The sequence below is a fragment of the Stutzerimonas nosocomialis genome (assembly GCF_005876855.1).
GTDB lineage: Bacteria > Pseudomonadota > Gammaproteobacteria > Pseudomonadales > Pseudomonadaceae > Stutzerimonas > Stutzerimonas nosocomialis.
Genome location: NZ_QLAE01000010.1, coordinates 119504 through 139304 on the forward strand (window position 1 = coordinate 119504; position 19801 = coordinate 139304).

The following is a 19801-nucleotide window of genomic DNA, read 5'->3' on the forward strand; positions in this document are numbered from 1 at the left end:
CCTTATGAGCGGTTGGCGATCGTCGCCCCGTAAGCGGTCGCGTTCGGGGCGTCAATGGCGCCCGTCGCCGGGCGCCTTCGTGTCATCAGCCCAGGAGGGACATGACCATGCTGGGCATCTGGCCAGCTTGCTTGAGCATGGAGATGCCGGACTGCATGAGCATGGAGTTCTTGCTCATGTTGGCGCTTTCGACGGCGAAGTCGGCGTCCATGATGCGGCCCTTGGCCATGTCGGTGTTGTCCTTCATGTTGGCCAGGTTGTTGTTGGTGTGGTTCAGGCGGTTGATGTTGGCACCCAGGGTGGCACGCATCGCCCCGACCGCATTGAGCGCGGTTTCCAGCTCGTCCATGGCGGTGCCGGCGTTGGTGGCGTCGTCCAGGGCCTCGGCCTTGACGGTGGTGATGGCGTCAGTGACTTCGGTCAGCTTGTCGCTGGCGTCCAGCTCCATGGTCTCGGCGCTGCTGGAACCGATCTGGAAGTTGATCCCGGCGGTGAACTTGCCGCCGGCGCCGAACAGGGCTTCGCCGGCATACTTGGTGTTGTCGATGATGTTGGTCAGTTCCTTGCCCAACTCGTCGTATTCGGCCTGCAGCGCGGTGCGGTCATCGGCGCTGTTGGTGTCGTTGGCGGCCTGGGTGGCCAGATCCTTCATGCGCTGCATGATGTCGGTCATTTCGCTGAAGGCGCCTTCGGCGGTCTGCAGCATGGAAACGGAGTCGCCGACGTTGCGCATGGCAACGCCCATGCCGCGGCTCTGGGCGTTCAGGCGGGTGGCGATCTGCAGACCGGCGGCGTCGTCGGCGGCCGAGTTGATGCGCAGGCCGGTACCCAGGCGCTGCTGGTTGGTGGCCAGGGCGCTGTTGAACTTGTTCAGGCTGGTGTTGGTGGTCAGCGCGGAGTAGTTGGTATGGATGGACAGGGCCATGTTGATTCCTTCGTGCGAGTGGGCGTTTGGGAGCTGGCTTCGACTGCCTGCTGAAGGAACAAGGCGACACCTTTGGGCGATGCCTTAAAGGTTGGCGCCAAATTTTTTTGCAGGCCCCCGCGGCCCGATGCCTTGCCCACCGCCGGGCTGACGCGCACCCGCGCACCCGCCGCCCTAGAAGGTGCTGCTGACCACTCCGTCTTCCACGACCTTGGCGTCGATCACGTTCTGGCTGCGCAGGTTGCGCACCCGGATCACGTCACCGGGGCGGCCGTCGGCCAGCGCCTCGCCACTGGCCGAGGCTTCGATGCCGTCCTGGCTGGCGATGATCTTCACCGGCTGGCCGCGTCGAACGGCCAGGGTCTCGGCCAGCAGGACCGGGGTCAGCAGCTGGTTGGGGCGTATCCGGCGCTTGGCGTCCATCCCGACCACGTCTTCGAGCCGGTTGTAGAAGCCGCGGTTGGCCCTGGCGATGTTCAGCGGCTCCAGCTTCACGTCGCCTGCGCCGATGGTCTGGCCGCGCTCGATGAGCCCCTGGGCGTGGACCGCCGGCAGCAGCGCATTGGCCTGGCTGCTGAGCGACAGCGACCAGCCACCGGTTCCGGGGCATGAAACCTGTAGCCGCTGGCGATCCAGGGGCGAGGCGGCCGGCCCGGTAGGTCTCACCTGCAGCGCCCGGCTGCATGGCGACAAGCCGGCGACCCGTGGCGGCAGTTCGGTGGCATGGCTCACCCGCAGTCCTTGCCAGCCCTGGCGCTTCGCCTCGAGTTCCAGCGCCTGACGCAGGTGGTTCTCCACGGCCTGGTTGATCTGCTCGGCAGCGCTCGTGGCGGCCGATGCTTCGCAGATGCCCAGGGCGAGCAGCAGCGCTGCAGCGGAAACGGCTTTTCCCCTTGTCCGGCTCCGGCGGCCGCCAAGCGGAAGCGGGGCGCCCGAACGAGGTCGATTGGGCTGGATTTTATTATTTAAAATCAAAGGCTTATCCATGTTCTTCATCTAGGCATGGTTCCTGCAAATAGCCTTGCGAAGAGCGGCGAACGCTATTTCTGACCACTCGGCATTTCCAGGGTAAGGCCAATGAGTATACGGATCGACGACACCTTGAACGTCCATGCGCGCGCGCTGGGGCTGCGCATGCAGCGCAGCGAGATCCTCGCCGCGAACCTCGCCAACGAGGACACCCCGGGCTTCCAGGCACGCGATATCGACTTCACCCAGGAGATGCGGCGGCTGGAAGACCATGCCCCGCGGCTGGCCATCGCCGGGGGCGATCCGCGTCCGTTGTACCGCGTGCCGACCCAGGCTTCGCAGGACGGCAACACCGTCGAACTGTCGGTCGAGCAGGCGCAGTTCTCGCGCAACTCGATGGATTTCCAGACCAGCCTGACCTTTCTGACCATGAAGTTTCGTGGGCTCAAGCAGGCCATTGAAGGACGCTGATAGATGTCATTCGACTCGATCTACCGCATCGCGGGTTCCGCGATGAACGCCCAGACCGTTCGCCTGAACACCGTTGCCAGCAACCTGGCCAACGCCGACTCGGCGGCCACCAGTGCCGAAGACGTCTATCAGGCGCGCAAGCCGATGTTCGCCGCCGTCTACCAGAACGGCTCCCTGACCCGCAGCGTCGGGCTCGGCGGCGCCCATGTCCAGGTGCTGGACGTGGTGACGTCCGGGCGCGACCCGCAGCGTCGTTACGAGCCCGGCAACCCGCTGGCCGACCGTGACGGCTACGTCTACTACCCCGACGTCAACGAGATCGAGGAAATGACCGACATGATGTCGGCCACGCGCAGCTTCGAGACCAGCGTCGAGGTGCTCAACCGCGTCAAGAGCATGCAGCAGGGCCTGCTGCGGCTGGGAGAGTCCTGATGAGCGCCGTGAGCAATGACCTGGGCGCCAACGCGCTGACGAACAACGGCTCGACCGGCCTGCCCCGGCAGGCGGTCAACGTCAGCGACGCCACCCAGATGGAGAATCAGTTCATCAGCCTGATGGTCGCCCAGATCAAGTACCAGGACCCGACCAACCCGGTGGACAGCACCGAGTTCCTCAACCAGTTCTCGGCCATGTCCCAGGTCAAGAGCATGGAGAACATGGCCAGCCTGTCGCAGAGCAACCTGGTGCTGCTGGACAACCTGCAGACCCTGACCGCCGCCGGCCTGGTGGGCCAGCAGGTCACCGTGTCGGTCGACGCGCTGGAGCTGTCCGATCAGCCGGTCAGCGGCCAGTTCCAGCTGGGCCATGCCTCGGGTAGCACGGTATTGCAGCTGACCGATGCCAATGGCCTGAAGACGGACATCACGCTCGGCCCGCAGGGCGCGGGGAGCGTCGCGTTCGAGGTCGATCCGCGTGCGCTCGGACTGGCGCCGGGGCGCTACGCCGTCGAGATCAAGACCGACACCGGTGAGTTTCCGCCGATCGAAGTCGCCGGCCTGGTCGGCCACGTCCGCGTCAGCGCCGAAGGCCCCGTGCTGGACGTGAAGGGCGCCGGGTCGGTGCCGTTCTACAAGATCCTCGAATTCGGCCGCAACGACGGCGCACTCCTTTAGCCGCTCGCAGCGGACATCCCCTTAGCAGATCGAGACCCTTGCCATGAGCTTCAATATCGCCCTGACCGGTCTTTCGGCCGTCAACGAACAACTCAACACCATCGGCAACAACATCGCCAACTCGGCCACCGTCGGCTTCAAATCCTCGCGTACCGACTTCGGCAGCCTCTATGCCGACAGCCAGGCGATGGGTGTCGAGGTGCTCGGCAGCACCCAGAGCATCAGCCAGGGCGGTGCGCTGACCACCACCAACCGCACGCTCGACCTGGCGATTTCCGGCGGCGGATTCTTCGTCACCCGTGCCAGCAACGGCGACATCGCCTACACCCGCGCCGGTATCTTCGGCACCGACACGGCCAACAACATCGTCAACAGTCAGGGCCAGCGCCTGCAGGGCTATCCCACCGACGCCGCCGGCAACCTGCAGACCGGTACCGTGGGCGACCTGAGCCTGCAGGCCGGCAGCCTGCCCGCCAAGGCCACCGACTCGATCGCCTTCGTCGCCAACCTCAACGCCAACCAGGACGTGCCGGCGACCGCCGTGTTCGATCCCCAGGACGCCACCAGCTACAACTCCACCTACACCACCAAGGTGTACGACTCCCTCGGGCGCGAGCACACCCTGACCCAGTACTTCGCCAAGACCGGCGACAACACCTGGGATGCCCACTACTACCTCGACGGCGCCGCTATCGGCGGTCCCGATGCGCTGACCTTCAGCACCGCCGGGCAGCTCACCGCGCCGGTCGGGGCGGTCAACCTCACGGCAACGCTGCCGGGCGTCGATCCCCTGAACATCGCGCTCGACTACAGCGGCAGCAGCCAGTACGGCTCCGAATTCATGGTCAGCACCAACCGTCCGACCGGCTATTCGGCGGGCGAGCAGACCGGCATGACGGTGGAAAGCGACGGCAGGATCTACGCCAGCTACAGCAACGGCCAGCGCCTGCTGCAGGGTCAGGTGGTCCTGGCCAGCTTCGTCAATGCCGAGGGGCTCAAGAACATCAGCGGTACCGCCTGGACCGAAACCGCCGCCTCCGGCAACGCCCTGATCGGGGCGCCGGGCGTCGGCCAGTTCGGCAGCCTGGTGGCCGGTGCCCTGGAAAGCTCCAACGTCGACCTCACCCAGCAGCTGGTGGGCCTGATGGAAGGCCAGCGTAACTACCAAGCCAACACCCAGGTCATTTCCACGAACAAGGAACTGACCCAGGTGCTGTTCAACGCGATCTGAGGCTGACCGATGGACCGTCTGGGATACACCGCGATGACCGCCGCCAGCCGCACGATGATGTCGCTGCAGGTGCGCTCCAACAACTTGGCCAACGTCAACACCCCGGGCTTTCGCGCCGACATGGAGCGCGCCCAGGCGGTGAAGGTCGAGGGCTATGGCTACGACAGCCGGCACATGGCGCTGGTGCAGAACAACGGCGTGAACCTCGCGCCAGGGCCGCTGATGAGCACCGGCCGCGAACTCGATTTCGCGGTCAAGGGCCCGGGCCTGATCGCCCTGCAGGATGGTGACGGCGAGGCCTACACCCGCCACGGCAGCCTGCAGCTCGACGCCGAGGGTCGTCTGACCCTCAACGGCCGGGCGGTGCTCGGCGAGGGCGGCCCGATCGTGCTGCCCGAGCACGACCGCATGGAGATCGGCAACGACGGCCTGGTCTCGATCATGGCCCCGGGGGATTACCTGATGGCCGAGGTCGACCGCATCCGGCTGGTGGACGTGCCGGCCGAAGCCCTGATGAAGAACGAGGCGGGCCTGCTGGTGACCCGCAACGGCGAGCCGGCGCCAGTGTTCGAGGACGGTCGGCTGGTCAGCGGCTTTCTCGAGGGCAGCAACGTGTCGGCGATCGACGAGCTGGCCTCGACCATGAGCCTGAACCGCCTGTTCGAAACCCAGGTAAAGATGATGAAAGCCGCCGAGGACCTCTCCGACGCGGGCAACCGAATGATTCGCGGCAGCTGATCGGAGAGACACGACTATGAATTCGGCACTTTGGGTCAGCAAGACCGGCCTCGCGGCGCAGGACAAGGCCATGTCGACCGTCGCCAACAACCTGGCGAACGTCAACACCAACGGCTTCAAGAGCGACCGGGCGGTCTTCGAAGACCTGTTCTACACCATCGAAAAGCAGCCTGGTGCCCAGGCCGACGTGGTCAACACCGTGCCGTCGGGCATTCAGCTCGGTAGCGGCGTGCGCGTCGCCGGGACCCAGAAGGTCTTCACCGAAGGCAGCATCCAGACCACCGGCCAGCCGATGGACCTGGCGATCGTCGGGCGTGGCTTCTTCCAGGTCGAGGCGCCCAACGGCGACCTCTACTACACCGAGAACGGGCAGTTCCAGCTCAACGCCGAGGGGATGATGGTCAACGCGCAGGGCCTGCCCCTGGCACCGGCCATCGAAGTGCCCGAAGGCAGCAGCGGCTTCACCGTCGGCAGCGACGGCATCGTCACCGCGGTGCTGGCCGGCGACACGCTGCCGTCGGAGCTGGGGCAGATCACCCTGGTCAACTTCGTCAACCCGGCCGGCCTCGAAGCCCTGGGCGGCAACCTTTACCGCGAGACCGTGGCCAGCGGCGAGCCGGTCGAGGGCGTGCCGGGCGAAGAGGGCCTCGGTCAGCTCAAGCAGGGCGTGCTCGAAGGCTCCAACGTCCAGGTGGTCGAGGCGATGGTGGCGATGATCGCCATCCAGCGCGCCTACGAAGCCAACGCCAAGGTGCTGGACGCCGCCAGCGGCATGCAGCAATTCCTCAACCAGACCGTCTGAGCCCGATCATGCGCAAGGCACTCCTGTTCGGCCTGTTGGCGACGCTCGCCGGTTGCGCCAGCTTCCACGAGATCATCCCCGAGGACGATTCTGCGCTCTACCAGCCGCCGGAGCTGGACTACACGCCGCCGCCCACCGTCGCCGGCGGGCTGTTCCGCCAGGGCTATGCCAGCGCCCTGACCCACGACCGCCGCGCGGTGCGGGTGGGTGACATCCTGACCATCGTGCTCGACGAGTCGACCCAGTCGAGCAAGAGCGCCGGGACCAGCTTCGGCAAGTCCTCCAGCATCGGCGTGCCGGTACCCAAGGTGCTGGGCCGCGAGTACCCGGACATCGAGACCTCGGTGGGCGGCGAGCGCGACTTCAACGGCGCCGCCAAGAGTTCGCAGCAGAACACCCTGCGCGGCTCCATCGCCGTCACCGTGCACCAGGTGCTGACCAGCGGCGTGCTGGTAGTCAAGGGCGAAAAGGCCCTGCGCCTGAACCAGGGTGATGAATTCATCCGCCTCACGGGCCTGGTGCGGATCGATGACATCAACCGCAGCAACCAGGTGTCCTCGCAGAACGTGGCCAACGCCCGCATCTCCTACGCCGGGCGCGGCGTGCTCAACGACAGCAACTCGGCCGGCTGGCTGACGCGCTTCTTCAGCTCACCCCTGTTCCCGATCTGATGGAGACCGGCATGCGTGCTTCCTTCAAATACCTGCTGGCGGGCGCCGTGCTGGCCTGGCTGCCGGTCGCGAGCGCCGTGCCGCTGATGGACCTGGTGGACATCGAGGGCATCCGCGGCAACCAGCTGATCGGCTACGGCCTGGTGGTCGGCCTCGACGGCACCGGTGACAAGAACCAGGTCAGGTTCACCAGCCAGTCGGTCGGCAACATGCTTAAGCAGTTCGGCGTGAACCTGCCGGACAAGGTCGATCCCAAGCTCAAGAACGTCGCGGCGGTGACCGTCACCGCGACCTTGCCGCCGTCCTACAGCCCCGGCCAGACCCTGGACGTCACGGTGTCGTCCCTGGGCGACGCCAAGAGCCTGCGGGGCGGCACCCTGCTGATGACCCAGCTGCAGGGCGTGGACGGCGAAACCTACGCGCTGGCCCAGGGCAACCTCGTCGTCGGCGGGCTCAACGCCTCCGGCCAGAGCGGCTCCAGCGTGGCGATCAACAGCGCCAACGCCGGCCTGATCCCCAACGGCGCGACGGTGGAGCGGGAGATTCCCACCGATTTCACCGAACGCCCCGACGTGATGCTCAACCTGCGCCAGCCGAGCTTCCAGACCGCTACCCGGGTGGTCGATGCGGTGAACGAATTCTTCGGGCCGGGCACCGCCACCGCGTTGAACGCCACCAAGGTGTCGCTGCGCGCGCCGGTGACCCCGACCCAGCGCATGAGCTTCATGGCGCTGCTGGAGGGGCTGGATGTGCAGGAAGGGCGGACCCGGCCGAAGGTCGTGTTCAACAGCCGTACCGGGACCGTGGTGGTGGGCCAGGGCGTACGGGTGAAGGCGGCCGCGGTAGCCCATGGCACCCTGACCGTGACCATCAGCGAGCGCCCGCAGGTCAGCCAGCCGGGTCCGCTCTCGGGCGGCCAGACCGTCGTCACGCCGCAATCGGACGTCGCCGTCGAGCAGGAGCGCAACGCGATGTTCGAGTGGCCCGAGGGCGCCAACCTGGAAAGCATCATCAATACGGTCAACAGCCTGGGCGCCACCCCGGACGACGTGATGAGCATCCTCCAGGCGCTCGAACGTGCCGGCGCGCTGAACGCCGAACTGGTCGTGATCTGAAGAAGGCCCCATGAGCATCGTTTCCCTCCCGCAGCACTTCAACGCCCAGCGTGCCCGTGGCGAGAGCCCGGCGGCGGCGCGGCGCCAGCAGCTCGAAGCGGTATCCGAGCAGTTCGAGGCGCTGTTCCTGCAGCAGATCCTCAAGCAGATGCGCAAGGCCAGCGACGTGCTGGGCGCCGGCAACCCGATGCGCAGCCGCGAGCTGGACACCATGCGCGACTTCTACGACGAAGTGCTGGCCCAGACCCTGGCCGGCAAGCGCCAGACGGGCATCGCCGACATGCTGGTGCAGCAACTCGGCGGCGGCGCCGACCTGGTCGCCGCGCAAGCCCCGGCCTCCGGAGCCCTGCCCGGCAGGTCCCAGGGCGCCAGCCTGCATGCCATCGGCCGCTCCGTTCAGCGCGGCGTCGAGGCGCTGGACACGGCCTGGACCCGCGGCAGGGAAGGCTTCAGGGCGCTGGTCGACAGCGTGATCAAGCACGAGTCCAGCGGCAACGTCGCCGCCGTTTCGGCCAAGGGCGCCCGGGGTCTGATGCAGCTGATGCCCGGCACGGCGCGGGACATGGCCGCCGAACTCGGCCTGCCCTACAGCGAGGCGCGGCTGACCGAGGACGCCGAGTACAACAAGCGCCTGGGCAGCGCCTACCTGAACAAGATGCTCGACCGTTACGACGGCCATCAGGCCCTGGCCCTGGCGGCCTACAACGCCGGGCCCGGCAAGGTGGACGAATGGCTCCGGACGCTGGGCGATCCGCGCACAGGCGAGATCGGTACCGCGGCCTGGGTGCAGAAGATTCCCTACCAGGAAACCCGCAACTACACCCGCAACATCCTCGGCGACCTGCAGGCCGCCGCGCGGCCGCGGGCCGAGCAGGCGCAAACGACGCTCGAGGCGGCGCCACGCTGGTCGCAGCAGGCCCGTGCCGGCCTGGAGTCGGCCGAGCGGCTGAAGAACGCCGAGCTGATCGCCGTGAGCCAGGGAAAACGGCTGCTGGCCGAGGATGCCGATTCGGACGATGCGCCGCTTAAGTCCGCCGCCGATCCGGTCGCTCTGTTCAGGCATCAGCATCCCGTCGCGGCGCCGGGCGGCCATCAGTCGGTCGCGTTCGCCCAGCCGATCCGCATCGAGAAGGAAATCCTGTCGTGAGCATTTTGAGTCAGATCGGCTACAGCGGTGTGCGCGCCTCTCAACTGGCGATGACCTCGACCAGCCAGAACATCGCCAACGTCAATACCCCCGGCTTCAGCCGGCTCTCGCCGGAGCTGCGCTCGGTCGCCGGCCTGAGCGGCTCGAACATCGGTTCCGGCGTGCAGGTCACCAGCATCCGCCGCCTGGCCAACGAGTTCCAGACCCAGCAGCTGTGGCGCGCCACCACCGAGCAGAACTATTTCAGCACCACCCAGCAGTACCTGACGTCGCTCGAAGGCCTGCTCGCGGCCGAGGGCTCGAGCATCAGCGTCGGCCTCGACAACTTCTTCGCGGCGCTCAGCGAAGCGAGCTCGACGCCCGAATCCAGTGCCCTGCGCCAGCAGATCCTGGGCGAGGCCAAGCAGCTCGCGCAGCGCTTCAACGGCCTCAACGGCAACATCGGCACGCAGATCATCGCGCTGCAGGGCCAGCGTACCGCCATGGTCAGCGAGATGAACGGGCTGGCCGGCAACATCGCCGTGCTGAACAAGCAGATCACCGAACTCGAATCCACCGGCAGCGACACCGCGACCCTGCGCGATTACCGCGAGAACCTGGTCAAGGATCTCAGCCAGTACGCCGGCATCCGCGTGCAGGAAATGGCCGACGGCTCGCTCAGCGTGTCGCTGGCCAACGGCCAGCCGCTGGTCGCCGGCGGCACGGCGGGGGAGCTGCGGATCGAGAACACCCTCGACGGTCGCCAGGACGTCTCGCTGGTGTTCGCCAAGACCACCTTCCCCTTGGTGCAGGACGGGCTCGGCGGTTCGCTCGGCGGGCTTCACGACGCTGAATACGGCGACCTGCGTCCGGCCCAGGCGGAGCTTCACGAGATGGCTTCGGCGTTGTCGCAGATGGTCAACGAGACCCTGGCCGGCGGCTTCGATCTCGACGGCAATCCCGGTCAGCCGCTGTTCGTCTATGACCCCGACAGCACCAGCGGCATGCTCGGCGTGAGCGCCTTGAAACCCTCCGAACTGGCGTTCTCCTCGGTCGCCGGCGAAGTCGGCAACAACGAAACGCTGCTGGGCCTGCTGGAGGTCAAGAACCGCCGCATCGAGGTCGGCGGCAACCAGGTGGCACTCAACGAAGGCTACGCCGGCCTCGTGGGCCGCGTGGCCAGCGGCAGCCGGCAGAACCAGGCCGACCTGGCCGCCGCCACCACGCTCACCCAGCAGGCCCAGGCGCAGCGTGACAGCGTCAGCGCGGTGAACCTGGACGAGGAAGCCGTCAACCTCATGGCCTACCAGCAGGCCTACCAGGCCAACCTGAAGGTCATCAGCACCTCCAACGACCTGTTCAGCGCCGTTCTGGCGATGTTCTGACGCGCGCAAGCGGATAGACGAGACTTACACCCATGCGGATCTCCAACGCCCAGATCACCGCGCTGATGCACGGCTCGATGAACACCAGTTCCGAAAAACTCGGCAAGCTGATGCAGCAGATGGCCACCGGCGAGCGGCTGCTGCTGCCGTCGGACGACCCCATCGCCAGCGTGCGCGTGCTGCGCATCCAGCGCGAGGAAGCGAGCCTGGCGCAGTACCGCAGCAACATCGCCAACGTCTCGGGCAACCTGTCGAAGCAGGAAACCAACCTCAAGGCCGCCTCCGACAGCATGCTCAGCGTGCGCGACCTGCTGCTCTGGGCCGCCAACGGCTCCAACACCAGCGAAGACCTGGGCGCCATCGCCAACGAGCTGGAGACGCTGGAGAAGACCATCCTGAGCTTCGCCAACGTGCGGGACGAGGAGGGGCGCTACCTGTTCTCCGGGACGCTGAGCGACCGTCCGGCCATCGTCTTCGACGAGGCCACCGGCCGCTACGCCCTCAACGGCAACGACAAGTACCGCCAGGCGGCGGTCGCCAATGGCGTGCTGGTCGAGGAGAATGTCACCGCGGCGCAGGTGTTCGGCGACGTCTCCATGCTCAACGAACTCAATGCGCTGGTGCAGATGCTCAAGGACCCGGCGCTCGATGCGGGCGATCCGGCCGTGCGCGCCCGGATCACCGCCACGCTGGGCAGCCTCGACGCCACCCACGGCGACCTGCTGGGGGCGGTGACCGAGCTGGGCGGTCGGCAGAACACCCTGACGCTGCTCACCGACAGCAACGAGGACGTGTCGCTGGTGAACCAGAAGATCGAAGGCGAGCTGTCGCGCCTGGATTACGCTGGCGCGAGCATCGATCTGAACAACTATCAGATGGCATTGCAGGCGACCCAGAAGACGTACCTGAAGATCAACGAACTGTCCCTGTTCGGGCTGCTCTGACCGAGGTGGTGTGAATGAAGATTGGCAAGCAGCTTCCCGCTGTTTCGACGATCAACCCACAGGATCGCCGCCAGGCGTTGCCGCCCGATGCGCCGCTGCCCAAGGCGCGCGGCGAGCGGGCCGGCAGCGAGCTGTCCGCCGGTACTGCCAGGGGCGGCAAGAAGAACGCCAGCTTCAACCTGCAGCTCAACCAGCAGCTGTCCTCGATGCAGTCGGCCGAAAGCTACCTGACGGACCTGCAGAGCCGCCTGTCGGACCTCAAGCTCAACCTCAGCCGCGAACTCGCCGCGCAGTCCCAGGTCGGCGAGCGGGAAAGCATTCGCCAGGGCGTGAAGAAGGTCGGCGAGCTGCTCGAACAGCGCGCCAGACGCTCCGGCAATGCGCTGGACGCGAACCTCAAGCTCCACCTGCACGAGCCGGTTCGTGCACGTTTCAGCCTGCAGGGGCTGGAATCGATCGAAGCGGTTCGCCAGTCCGGCAAGGAAACCCTGCTGTTCAGCGGCGGGCGGCAGCTCGCCGAACCGGTGGCGGTCGTGCTGGACGACAACCTCAGCGACGAGCAGATCCTGCGCCGCTTCAACGGCTCCCTGGGGCAGGCCGGCATCCGCGCCGAGCTGGACCAGGGCGGCGAGCTGAAATTCTCGGCGCGCGAGGGCGACTGGCTGCGCCTGAAGGACCAGCTGGGCGTCCAGGGCGAGGGCAAGCTGTTCGCCAAGGGCCAGTACGTGCGGCTGCACAGCGAGCAGGAACAGCTGCTGGCATTCCCGGACGATCTGCGCCTCGATTCGCTGCGCGAGATGCGTCGCGTGCTCGACTCGGTCGTCACGGCGCTGGACAAGGTTTCGGCGCTGCGCGAGCAGCTCGGCCACCGCCAGGAGGAAATCCGCGAATTCCTCGCCCGCCAGGCCGACGCCGACGAGAAGGAATGGGCGCTCGCCTATGCCCGCTCGGTCTTCGACCTGATGAACCGCAGCCCGTCGAGCTACGCCGCCGTCACCCAGACCGTGGTCGCCCAGGCCAACATCAGCCGGTTCGCCGTGGTCAGCCTGCTGTCCTGATCCCTCCGAGGCCCCTTGCCGGGGCCTCGTCCCCCCCTTCTTTCTTTAAGCGCCCGAACCCGCCGTCCCCGGCGCATCTGTGTGCGCCCCGTTTTTTTGAGCGTCACTGTCGATTCATCCCTTGCCCGTTCGACTAGAGGTATCCAGTCACCGCCCGCACGGGGATACCGACGTGAAATACCTCTGCCTGATTCATCTCGATCACGATGCCTTCGCCCGTTTGAGCGGTGCCCAGTGCGCGTCGCTGGCCAGCGAGTGCCTGGCCTACCGGGACGATCTGCAGCGCGGCGGGCAGCTGATTGCCGCAGGGTTTCTCCAGCCGCTGCGCGCGGCGACCTCGCTTCGCCTGCGCGGCGCCGATCCGTGCCTCGACGCCGGGCCCTGCCTGCCGGCGCGCGACCCGCTCTGCGGCTTCTACCTGATCGAAGCCGCCGACCTCAATGACGCGATCAGGCTCACCGCCCACGCGCCCTCGGCCCGCCATGGCTGCATCGAGATCCGCGCGGTGCACGGCGCCGCGCTGCCGCTCCCGCACTGATAACCCCGGCGTCGCCGCCGGCGACGCCCCACACCCGGAGGACCGCAAGATGAGTACCGCCAACCACGAAGAAACCCGCATCCGTGAGCTGACCGAGGCGTTCGTCGCCGCGGTGGGTGCCAAGGACCTGGATCGGATCATGGCCGGCTATGCCGACGAGGTGATCGCCTTCGATGCCGTCGGGGAGTTGCAATTCAAGGGCGCGCAGCTATACCGAGAACACTGGCAGCGCTGCCTGTCGTTCTGCCAGGGCGAAGGACTGTTCGAGATCCACGACATGGACGTTCAAGCCACCGGCGACCTGGCGTTCGGGCACTTTCTCAGTCACTGCGGCGGCCCGAACGAGCAGGGCGAGATGCAGACCTGCTGGATGCGCGGCACCCGCTGCTGGCGCAAGCAGGGCGGCGAGTGGAAGGTGGTCCACGAACACTTCTCCGCGCCCTTCGACATGCAGTCCGGCGCGGTGCGGTTCGACCTGCAGCCGGAATCGGGCGCGACATCCGGGGAGCACGCATGAATTTTCTCTGCCTGATCTATTACGACGAAGCCAAGGTCGACGCCATGACCGACGAGCAGTGGCTGGCCCTGGTCGGTCGGTGCCAGGCCTTCGGCGAGCGGCTGCGTGCCAGCGGGCAGATGCTCGCCGGCGAGCCGCTGCAGTCGGTGCGTACCGCCAAGACGCTGCGCAGCGAAGGGGGTGCGTTGTCCGTGGTGGACGGCCCATTCGCCGAGACCAAGGAGCAGCTGGCGGGCTTCTACATGATCGACGCGCCGGATATCGAGGCGGCGGTGGCGATCGCCGCGGATATCCCGCCCGCTCACCTGGGCAGCATCGAAGTCAGGCCGCTGCGCCAGCTGCCGCAGCGCTGAGGGTGGACGCGGTCATGGCTGCGAGCACCGTCGAGGCGATCTACCGGCAGGAGTCACGGCGGGTCCTGGCCACCCTGATCCGCCTGCTGGGCGATTTCGACCTGGCCGAGGAAGCGCTTCACGAGGCTTTCATCGCGGCGGTCGAGCAGTGGCCGCGTGACGGTCTGCCCGCCAACCCGCGCGCCTGGCTGGTTTCCACCGGCCGTTTCAAGGCGATCGACGGGTTGCGCCGGCGAGCGCGCTTCGATGCCTCGCTGGCGGCATTGGCCGAGCAGCTGGCCGCGCCGGAGCGTGAGCTGGACGAGCCGGGCATGGAAGACGACCGCCTGCGGTTGATCTTCATCTGCTGCCATCCCCGGTTGCCGGACGATGCCCAGGTGGCGCTGACGCTGCGCGAGGTGTGCGGGCTGAAGACCGAGCAGATCGCCCGGGCGTTCCTCGTCGCGCCCACCACCATCGCGCAGCGCATCGTCAGGGCCAAGAGCCGGATCCGTTCGCTGGGCCTCCCCTACGAGGTGCCGGGCCCGCAGGCGCTCGCCGGGCGGCTGGGCAGCGTGTTGCGGGTGATCTATCTGGTGTTCAACGAGGGCTACTGCGCTTCGTCGGGCGATGCGTTGATCCGCGCCGACCTGACCGGCGAGGCGATCCGGCTCGGCCGCCTGCTGACGGAGCTGCTCCCCGAGCCGGAGGCGTTCGGGCTGTTGGCGCTGATGCTGCTGCAGAACGCCCGCCAGGCGGCGCGCACCGATGCCCACGGCCAGCTGGTGCTGCTGGAGGAACAGGACCGTTCGCTCTGGGAGCCCTCGGCGATCGCCGAGGGCGTGCTGCTGGTGACGCGCGCGCTGATGTCACGCCGGTTCGGCCCCTATTCGCTGCAGGCGGCGATCGCCGCGGTGCACGCCCAGGCCCGGCACTCCGAGGCGACCGACTGGCGGCAGATCGTCGGGCTCTACGATGTGCTCCTGCAGCTGGAGCCCTCGGCGGTGGTCGAACTCAACCGCGCGGTGGCGCTGGCGATGTGCGAGGGGCCGGCGGCGGGGCTGGCGCAGGTCGACAGGCTGCTGGCACGCGGCGAGCTGGCCGACTATCACCTGGCCCACGCCGCGCGCGCCGACCTCTGCCGGCGCCTCGGGCGTACCCGTGAAGCCGGGGAGAGCTACCGGCGCGCGCTGACGCTGGCGAGACAGGAGCCGGAGCGGCGCTTCCTGCGCCAGCGGCTGGAGCAGCTCGCGCGCTAGTCGTCGTCGCTGTCGGTGGGGCGGTAGTCGCTGCGGCTGAGGCCGTGGCGCTGCATCTTTTCATTGAGCGTGCGCCGCGGCACCTGCAGCAGCGCCATCACTTCGGTGATGTTGCCCCGGCATTGCAGCAGCGCGTTGTGCAGGCAGCGCGCCTCGAAGGCTTCCATCTGCGCGCTGAGCGACTGATCGCCCGCCGAGGTCGCCACGGCGGGCGCCGTCGAGGCGGTCAGGCCCAGGGCGTGGCGTTCGGCGGCATTGATCAGCTCGCGCACGTTGCCCGGCCAGTCGTGGCCGAGCAGGTGCGCCAGTTGCGCCGGGCTCGGCGGCGGCGCTTCCCGGCCGTGGCGCTGGGCTGCGCGCACGGCGAAATGCTCGAACAGCAGCGGGATGTCTTCGCGGCGTTCGCGCAGCGGCGGGATGTGCAGCTCGGCGACGTTGAGCCGGTACAGCAGGTCTTCGCGAAAGCGCCCGCCGCGCACTTCGTCCAGCAGGTCGGGCTTGGCCGCGCTGATGACCCGCAGGTCCACCTCGATGCTGCGGTTCGAGCCGAGCCGCTCCAGGGTCTTTTCCTGCAGCACCCGCAGCAGCTTGACCTGCTGCGCCAGGGGCATGCTTTCCACCTCGTCGAGGAACAGCGTGCCGCCGGCGGCATGTTCGATGCGGCCGATGCGTTTGCCCTGCGCCCCGGTGAAGGCGCCGCTCTCATGGCCGAACAGCTCGCTCTCGAAGATGGTCTCGGGGATCGCGGCGCAGTTGAGCGCGACGAAGGGGCCGTCGGCGCGGCGGCTGAAGTCGTGCAGCGAGCGGGCGACCAGCTCCTTGCCGCTGCCGGTTTCGCCACGGATCAGGATGTTGACGTCGGTGCCGGCCAGTTCCAGCACCTGGCGGCGCAAGGTCTGCATCGCCCGCGAGACGCCGAGCAGCTGCGACTCGATGCGGCCGCTGCGGGCGAACTGGTCGCGCAGCTGGCGGTTTTCGCAGACCAGGCGGCGCTTGTCCTGGGCACGGCGCACGCTGTCGAGCAGGCGCTCGGGGGTGAAGGGCTTCTCGATGAAGTCGTAGGCGCCCTGGTGCAGGGCCTGGACCGCCATCGGCACGTCGCCGTGGCCGGTGACCATGATCACCGGCAGGTCGGCATCGATCGCCACCAGGCGTTCGAGCAGGCTCAGGCCGTCGATGTCGGGCATGCGCACGTCGCTGATCACCACCCCGGCGAAGTCGCGGTCGATCAGCCCCAGCGCCTCGCGCGCGCTGGCGCAGCTGCGCACCGAAAAACCCGACAGCTCCAGCCATTGCTGAACCGCCTGGCGAATCGCCGCCTCGTCGTCGATGAAAATGACCTGCCCGCTCACGCACTGCTCCTGCTTGTCGGCTTCAGCCTGTTGATACCGGCCCGCGAGGGGCGCGGCAAGTGTCCGCTCATGTCACCGGCACCTGCGCCGGGGCGGCGGCGAGCCTCAGGGTGAACACCGCGCCCAGCTCGTCGTTGCTCACCTCCAGGCTGCCGCCCAGGTCACGGACGATGCCATAGGACACCGCCAGCCCCAACCCCAGACCCTGGCCGACCGGTTTGGTGGTGTAGAAGGGTTCGAAGACCTTCTCCAGATCGTCGCCGACGACGCCACCGCCGGTATCGGCGACGCTGATGACCCAGCTGTCGCCCTCGCGACGGCCGCTGATGCGCAGCTGCCTGCGCTCGCGGCCGGCCATCGCGTCGAGGGCGTTCTGCAGCAGGTTGATCAGCACCTGTTCCAGGCGGATGCCATTGCCGATCACCTCGGCGTCCTTCGGCAAGCGCACGATCACCTCCACCGCGTCGCTGCGAATGCGCGGGGCCAGCAGCTGCAGGGCCTGGTCGAGCACGTGGGCCAGGTTCAGCCGCTCGTGCAGGCCGCCCGGGCTCTTGCGGGCGAAGGTCTTCAGATGACCGGTCAGCGCCGCCATGCGTTCGAGCAGGCCCTCGACCTGCACCAGCCCGTCGCGGACCTCCTCGGTGCGCTGGTGGTCGAGCAGCAGGCGCAGGCTGCCGAGCTGCATGCGCAGAGCGGTCAGCGGCTGGTTGATCTCATGGGCCATGGCGGCCGACATCTGCCCCAGCGCCGCCATGCGCGCCGCGTGCACCAGTTCGTCCTGGGCGGTGCGCAGCTCGGCCGTGCGCGCCTGCACCAGCTGCTCCAGCTCGCTGCGGCTGCGCGCCTCGAGGCGCCGCGTCTTGCGCCGCTGGGCCAGGAACAGCAGCAGGAAGGCGAGGGTCATCCACACCCCGGCGGCGGCCAGGCGATAGCTGCGCACGCTTTCGGCGATGGTCTGGGGCTCCTGCAACAGGTGCAGGGTCCAGCCTTCCTCGACCAGCGACAGGTGTTGCCAGAGGTAGTTGCGACGCCCGTCCGGCCCGTTCACCCGGCGCTGCTCGCTGCTTTCGTCCAGGCGCGCCAGCAGCTGGGATCCGAGCGGCTGCAGGTTCTGCTCGGCATAGCGACGCGCGGCCACCAGGCGCTCGCGGTTGGCGTCGCTGAGGGGGCTGAGGTGGCGAAAGCGCCAGGCGGGGCGGTTGGTGAGGATGACGATGTCCAGTGAGTCGGCCACCAGCAGGATGCCGGGCTGGCCGACCCAATCGCGCTGCATCTCTTCGAGTTCGAGCTTCACCACCAGCACGCCCAGGGACCGGCCCTGTTCATCCTTCACCGCGTGGGAAAGGAAATAGCCGGGAATGCCCGTCGTCACCCCCACCGCGAAATAGCGCCCCGCGCCGTCGCTCATCGCGTCGCGAAAGTACGGCCGGAAGGAATAATTGTTTCCGACGAAGCTGGTCCATTCGCGCCAGTTGCTCGCCGCGATGGTCAGCCCCTGGGCATCGAGCAGATAGAGCACGGCCGAGCCGGCGGCCTGGTTCTGCTGCTCGAGGCGTTCGTTGAGCAGCTGGCGCAGCACCTGATCGTCGGGCGACTCGAGCAGCTGCCGGATGTCGCTGTCCAGCGCCAGCAGGGCCGGCACCGAGCGGAAGCGCTCGACCAGGGTGTGAATCGCCTGGCCATAGAGTTCGAGCTGGCCGCGCGCCTCCAGGCTGCGCTCGCTCCAGGCCCGGCGCTCGGCGAACTGGCCGGCGCCGTAGAGGCTGATCGCCAGGCCCAGGAGAATCAGCAGGGTGATCGGCAGGAACGAACGGCTTCTGGGCAGGACGGGCATGGACGGCTCGGCGCGGGGTATCGGCGCATGGTAAGCCAAAGCCCCTACGCTCGCCGAGCGTTGCGCCTTCAGGCCGAGGGATAGAGGTCGGCGCGCGTCCAGGGGAGTTCGTGGGACCCGTCCGCCAGGGGTTTGCTGGCAAGGATCTGGTGCAGGTTGATCCAGTTGCGGCGAAAGCCGTAGGCGCAGCCGGCCAGGTACAGCCGCCAGATCCGCAGCGCGCGCTCGGGCACCAGCGCCCTGGCGTCCTCCAGGCGCGCTTCGAGCCGCTGGCTCCACAGCTCCAGGGTCCTGGCGTAGTGCAGGCGCAGGCTTTCGACATCGACGATCTCGAGCCCGGTCTCGCTGATGCAGGCGCCGATCTTCACCAGGTGCGGCAGTTCGCCGTGGGGGAAGACGTAGCGGTCGATGAACTCGCCGGCACCGTGGCCGACGGGCCGGCCGTCGGTGTGTCGAGCGGTGATCCCGTGATTCATCACCAGGCCGCCGGGCCTCACCGCGCCGAACAGCTGCTTGCAGTAGAGCGGCAGGTTGGCATGGCCGACGTGCTCGAACATGCCGACGCTGACCACCTTGTCGAACCCCTCGTCGGCCGGCAGGTCGCGGTAGTCCATCAGCTCCAGGCGCACCCGATCCTCCAGCCCCTCGTCGGCCACGCGTTGACGCGCCAGGGCGAGCTGCTCGCGGCTTAAGGTGATGCCGAACACCTCGGCGCCGTACTCGCGCGCCGCGAAGCGCGCCAGCCCGCCCCAGCCGCAGCCGACATCCAGCAGGCGATCGCCCGGCTTCAGCCGCAGCTTGCGGCACAGATGGCGCAGCTTGGCCTGCTGGGCCTGGTCGAGGGACTCGTTGCCGGTCTCGAAATAGGCGCAGGAGTAGACCATGTCCCGGTCCAGCCAGAGGCCGTAGAAGGCGTTGGACAGGTCGTAGTGGTAGGAAATGGCCTTCGCGTCGGTGGCCTTGTCATGCTCCTCGCGCGGCGGCGCGGTGCTGGTGTCCTCCCCCAGCGCCCGGGTGAGCTCGTCGCCGATGCGGATCACCTCGGCGAGCGGCCCGTGCAGGTCGATGCGCCCTTCGACATAGGCCGCGCCGAGCACATCCAGGCTCGGATGGGCCAGTTGCGGGATCAGGTTGGGGTCGTTGATCGCCAGCGTGACACGTGGCGACGGGCCGAGGTCGAGCTCCTTTCCATCCCATAGTCGCAGCCGCAGCGGCAAGGCAAGTTCACGCAGAGCGGGAAGCAATGTGGCCAACATGCAGTTCTCCTCCTGGTCACTGAAGAAAATCCTAGTCCACGCGAGCGATACGTCAGGCTATCGAGACGAAAGGCGAGCGCTATCGCGCGCTGCGGCTGACTGCTCGGCGAGAGACTGATCCAGGGCGTGAGAGTTCCCGGCGTGGGGTGGCGGAGCGGGGGGAGGG

21 protein-coding genes are annotated in these 19801 nt (G+C 67.7%); 16 read left to right on the forward strand and 5 right to left on the reverse strand.

Annotated features, from left to right (window positions below):
* Positions 1-85: 85 nt before the first annotated feature.
* Both lafA and flgA read right to left on the reverse strand, forming a co-directional pair.
* Positions 86-925, reverse strand: a complete 840-nt coding sequence (gene lafA, locus DN824_RS08805; protein ID WP_138407980.1) for a lateral flagellin LafA — start codon at positions 923-925, stop codon at positions 86-88.
* Positions 926-1099: 174 nt separating this feature from the next.
* On the reverse strand, positions 1100-1723 hold the full coding sequence (gene flgA / locus DN824_RS08810) for a flagellar basal body P-ring formation chaperone FlgA (protein WP_282097002.1): 624 nt from the start codon (positions 1721-1723) through the stop codon (positions 1100-1102).
* A gap of 279 nt (positions 1724-2002) precedes the next feature.
* On the opposite strand from flgA, the gene flgB reads away from it, so the two are divergent.
* The 16 genes from flgB (at position 2003) to DN824_RS08890 (ending at position 15193) form a co-directional block, all read left to right on the forward strand.
* A complete protein-coding gene (flgB, locus tag DN824_RS08815; RefSeq protein WP_138407982.1) occupies positions 2003-2365 on the forward strand; it encodes a flagellar basal body rod protein FlgB in 363 nt (120 codons plus the stop codon).
* 3 nt (positions 2366-2368) lie between these two features.
* Positions 2369-2797 (forward strand): flagellar basal body rod protein FlgC, encoded by a 429-nt coding sequence (gene flgC, locus DN824_RS08820; RefSeq protein ID WP_138407983.1) that lies wholly within the window; start codon positions 2369-2371, stop codon positions 2795-2797.
* Positions 2797-3477 carry a flagellar hook capping FlgD N-terminal domain-containing protein gene (locus DN824_RS08825; protein WP_138407984.1) on the forward strand — a complete coding sequence of 227 codons (681 nt, stop codon included), beginning with the start codon at positions 2797-2799 and terminating at the stop codon, positions 3475-3477. The genes flgC and DN824_RS08825 overlap by 1 nt, the downstream gene beginning before the upstream one ends.
* 43 nt (positions 3478-3520) lie before the next feature.
* Positions 3521-4708 carry a flagellar hook protein FlgE gene (gene flgE / locus DN824_RS08830; RefSeq protein ID WP_138407985.1) on the forward strand — a complete coding sequence of 396 codons (1188 nt, stop codon included), beginning with the start codon at positions 3521-3523 and terminating at the stop codon, positions 4706-4708.
* A gap of 9 nt (positions 4709-4717) precedes the next feature.
* Positions 4718-5446 (forward strand): flagellar basal body rod protein FlgF, encoded by a 729-nt coding sequence (locus DN824_RS08835; protein ID WP_138407986.1) that lies wholly within the window; start codon positions 4718-4720, stop codon positions 5444-5446.
* Between the two features lie 16 nt (positions 5447-5462).
* Positions 5463-6248, forward strand: a complete 786-nt coding sequence (gene flgG, locus DN824_RS08840) for a flagellar basal-body rod protein FlgG (RefSeq protein WP_138407987.1) — start codon at positions 5463-5465, stop codon at positions 6246-6248.
* 8 nt (positions 6249-6256) lie between these two features.
* Positions 6257-6919, forward strand: coding sequence for a flagellar basal body L-ring protein FlgH (gene flgH / locus DN824_RS08845; protein ID WP_138407988.1), 663 nt, complete (start codon positions 6257-6259; stop codon positions 6917-6919).
* An 11-nt stretch (positions 6920-6930) separates the two neighbouring features.
* Positions 6931-8034, forward strand: a complete 1104-nt coding sequence (locus tag DN824_RS08850; RefSeq protein ID WP_138407989.1) for a flagellar basal body P-ring protein FlgI — start codon at positions 6931-6933, stop codon at positions 8032-8034.
* Positions 8035-8044: 10 nt separating this feature from the next.
* The gene (locus DN824_RS08855; RefSeq protein WP_138407990.1) at positions 8045-9181 is read left to right on the forward strand and encodes a lytic transglycosylase domain-containing protein; all 1137 of its coding nucleotides are present in this window, start codon (positions 8045-8047) and stop codon (positions 9179-9181) included.
* On the forward strand, positions 9178-10545 hold the full coding sequence (flgK, locus tag DN824_RS08860; protein WP_138407991.1) for a flagellar hook-associated protein FlgK: 1368 nt from the start codon (positions 9178-9180) through the stop codon (positions 10543-10545). The genes DN824_RS08855 and flgK overlap by 4 nt, the downstream gene beginning before the upstream one ends.
* A 32-nt stretch (positions 10546-10577) precedes the next feature.
* Positions 10578-11489, forward strand: a complete 912-nt coding sequence (gene flgL, locus DN824_RS08865; protein WP_138407992.1) for a flagellar hook-associated protein FlgL — start codon at positions 10578-10580, stop codon at positions 11487-11489.
* Between the two features lie 14 nt (positions 11490-11503).
* Positions 11504-12547 carry a hypothetical protein gene (locus DN824_RS08870; protein ID WP_138407993.1) on the forward strand — a complete coding sequence of 348 codons (1044 nt, stop codon included), beginning with the start codon at positions 11504-11506 and terminating at the stop codon, positions 12545-12547.
* Positions 12548-12719: 172 nt separating this feature from the next.
* Positions 12720-13085 (forward strand): YciI family protein, encoded by a 366-nt coding sequence (locus DN824_RS08875; protein ID WP_158295351.1) that lies wholly within the window; start codon positions 12720-12722, stop codon positions 13083-13085.
* A gap of 49 nt (positions 13086-13134) precedes the next feature.
* Entirely contained in the window at positions 13135-13602 is a 468-nt protein-coding gene (locus tag DN824_RS08880; RefSeq protein ID WP_138407995.1) for a YybH family protein, read from the forward strand.
* Positions 13599-13955: a YciI family protein gene (locus tag DN824_RS08885; RefSeq protein WP_138407996.1), complete on the forward strand. Its 357-nt coding sequence runs from the start codon at positions 13599-13601 to the stop codon at positions 13953-13955. The genes DN824_RS08880 and DN824_RS08885 overlap by 4 nt, the downstream gene beginning before the upstream one ends.
* A gap of 14 nt (positions 13956-13969) precedes the next feature.
* Positions 13970-15193, forward strand: coding sequence for an RNA polymerase sigma factor (locus DN824_RS08890; protein WP_138407997.1), 1224 nt, complete (start codon positions 13970-13972; stop codon positions 15191-15193).
* On the opposite strand, the gene DN824_RS08895 is transcribed toward DN824_RS08890, so the two are convergent.
* The 3 genes from DN824_RS08895 to cfaB form a co-directional block, all read right to left on the reverse strand.
* Positions 15190-16545 (reverse strand): sigma-54-dependent transcriptional regulator, encoded by a 1356-nt coding sequence (locus DN824_RS08895; protein ID WP_138407998.1) that lies wholly within the window; start codon positions 16543-16545, stop codon positions 15190-15192. The two genes, DN824_RS08890 and DN824_RS08895, sit on opposite strands and share 4 nt — an antisense overlap.
* 67 nt (positions 16546-16612) lie before the next feature.
* Positions 16613-18379 carry a sensor histidine kinase gene (locus DN824_RS08900; RefSeq protein WP_138407999.1) on the reverse strand — a complete coding sequence of 589 codons (1767 nt, stop codon included), beginning with the start codon at positions 18377-18379 and terminating at the stop codon, positions 16613-16615.
* 68 nt (positions 18380-18447) lie between these two features.
* On the reverse strand, positions 18448-19635 hold the full coding sequence (gene cfaB / locus DN824_RS08905; protein ID WP_138408000.1) for a C17 cyclopropane fatty acid synthase CfaB: 1188 nt from the start codon (positions 19633-19635) through the stop codon (positions 18448-18450).
* Positions 19636-19801: the final 166 nt, after the last annotated feature.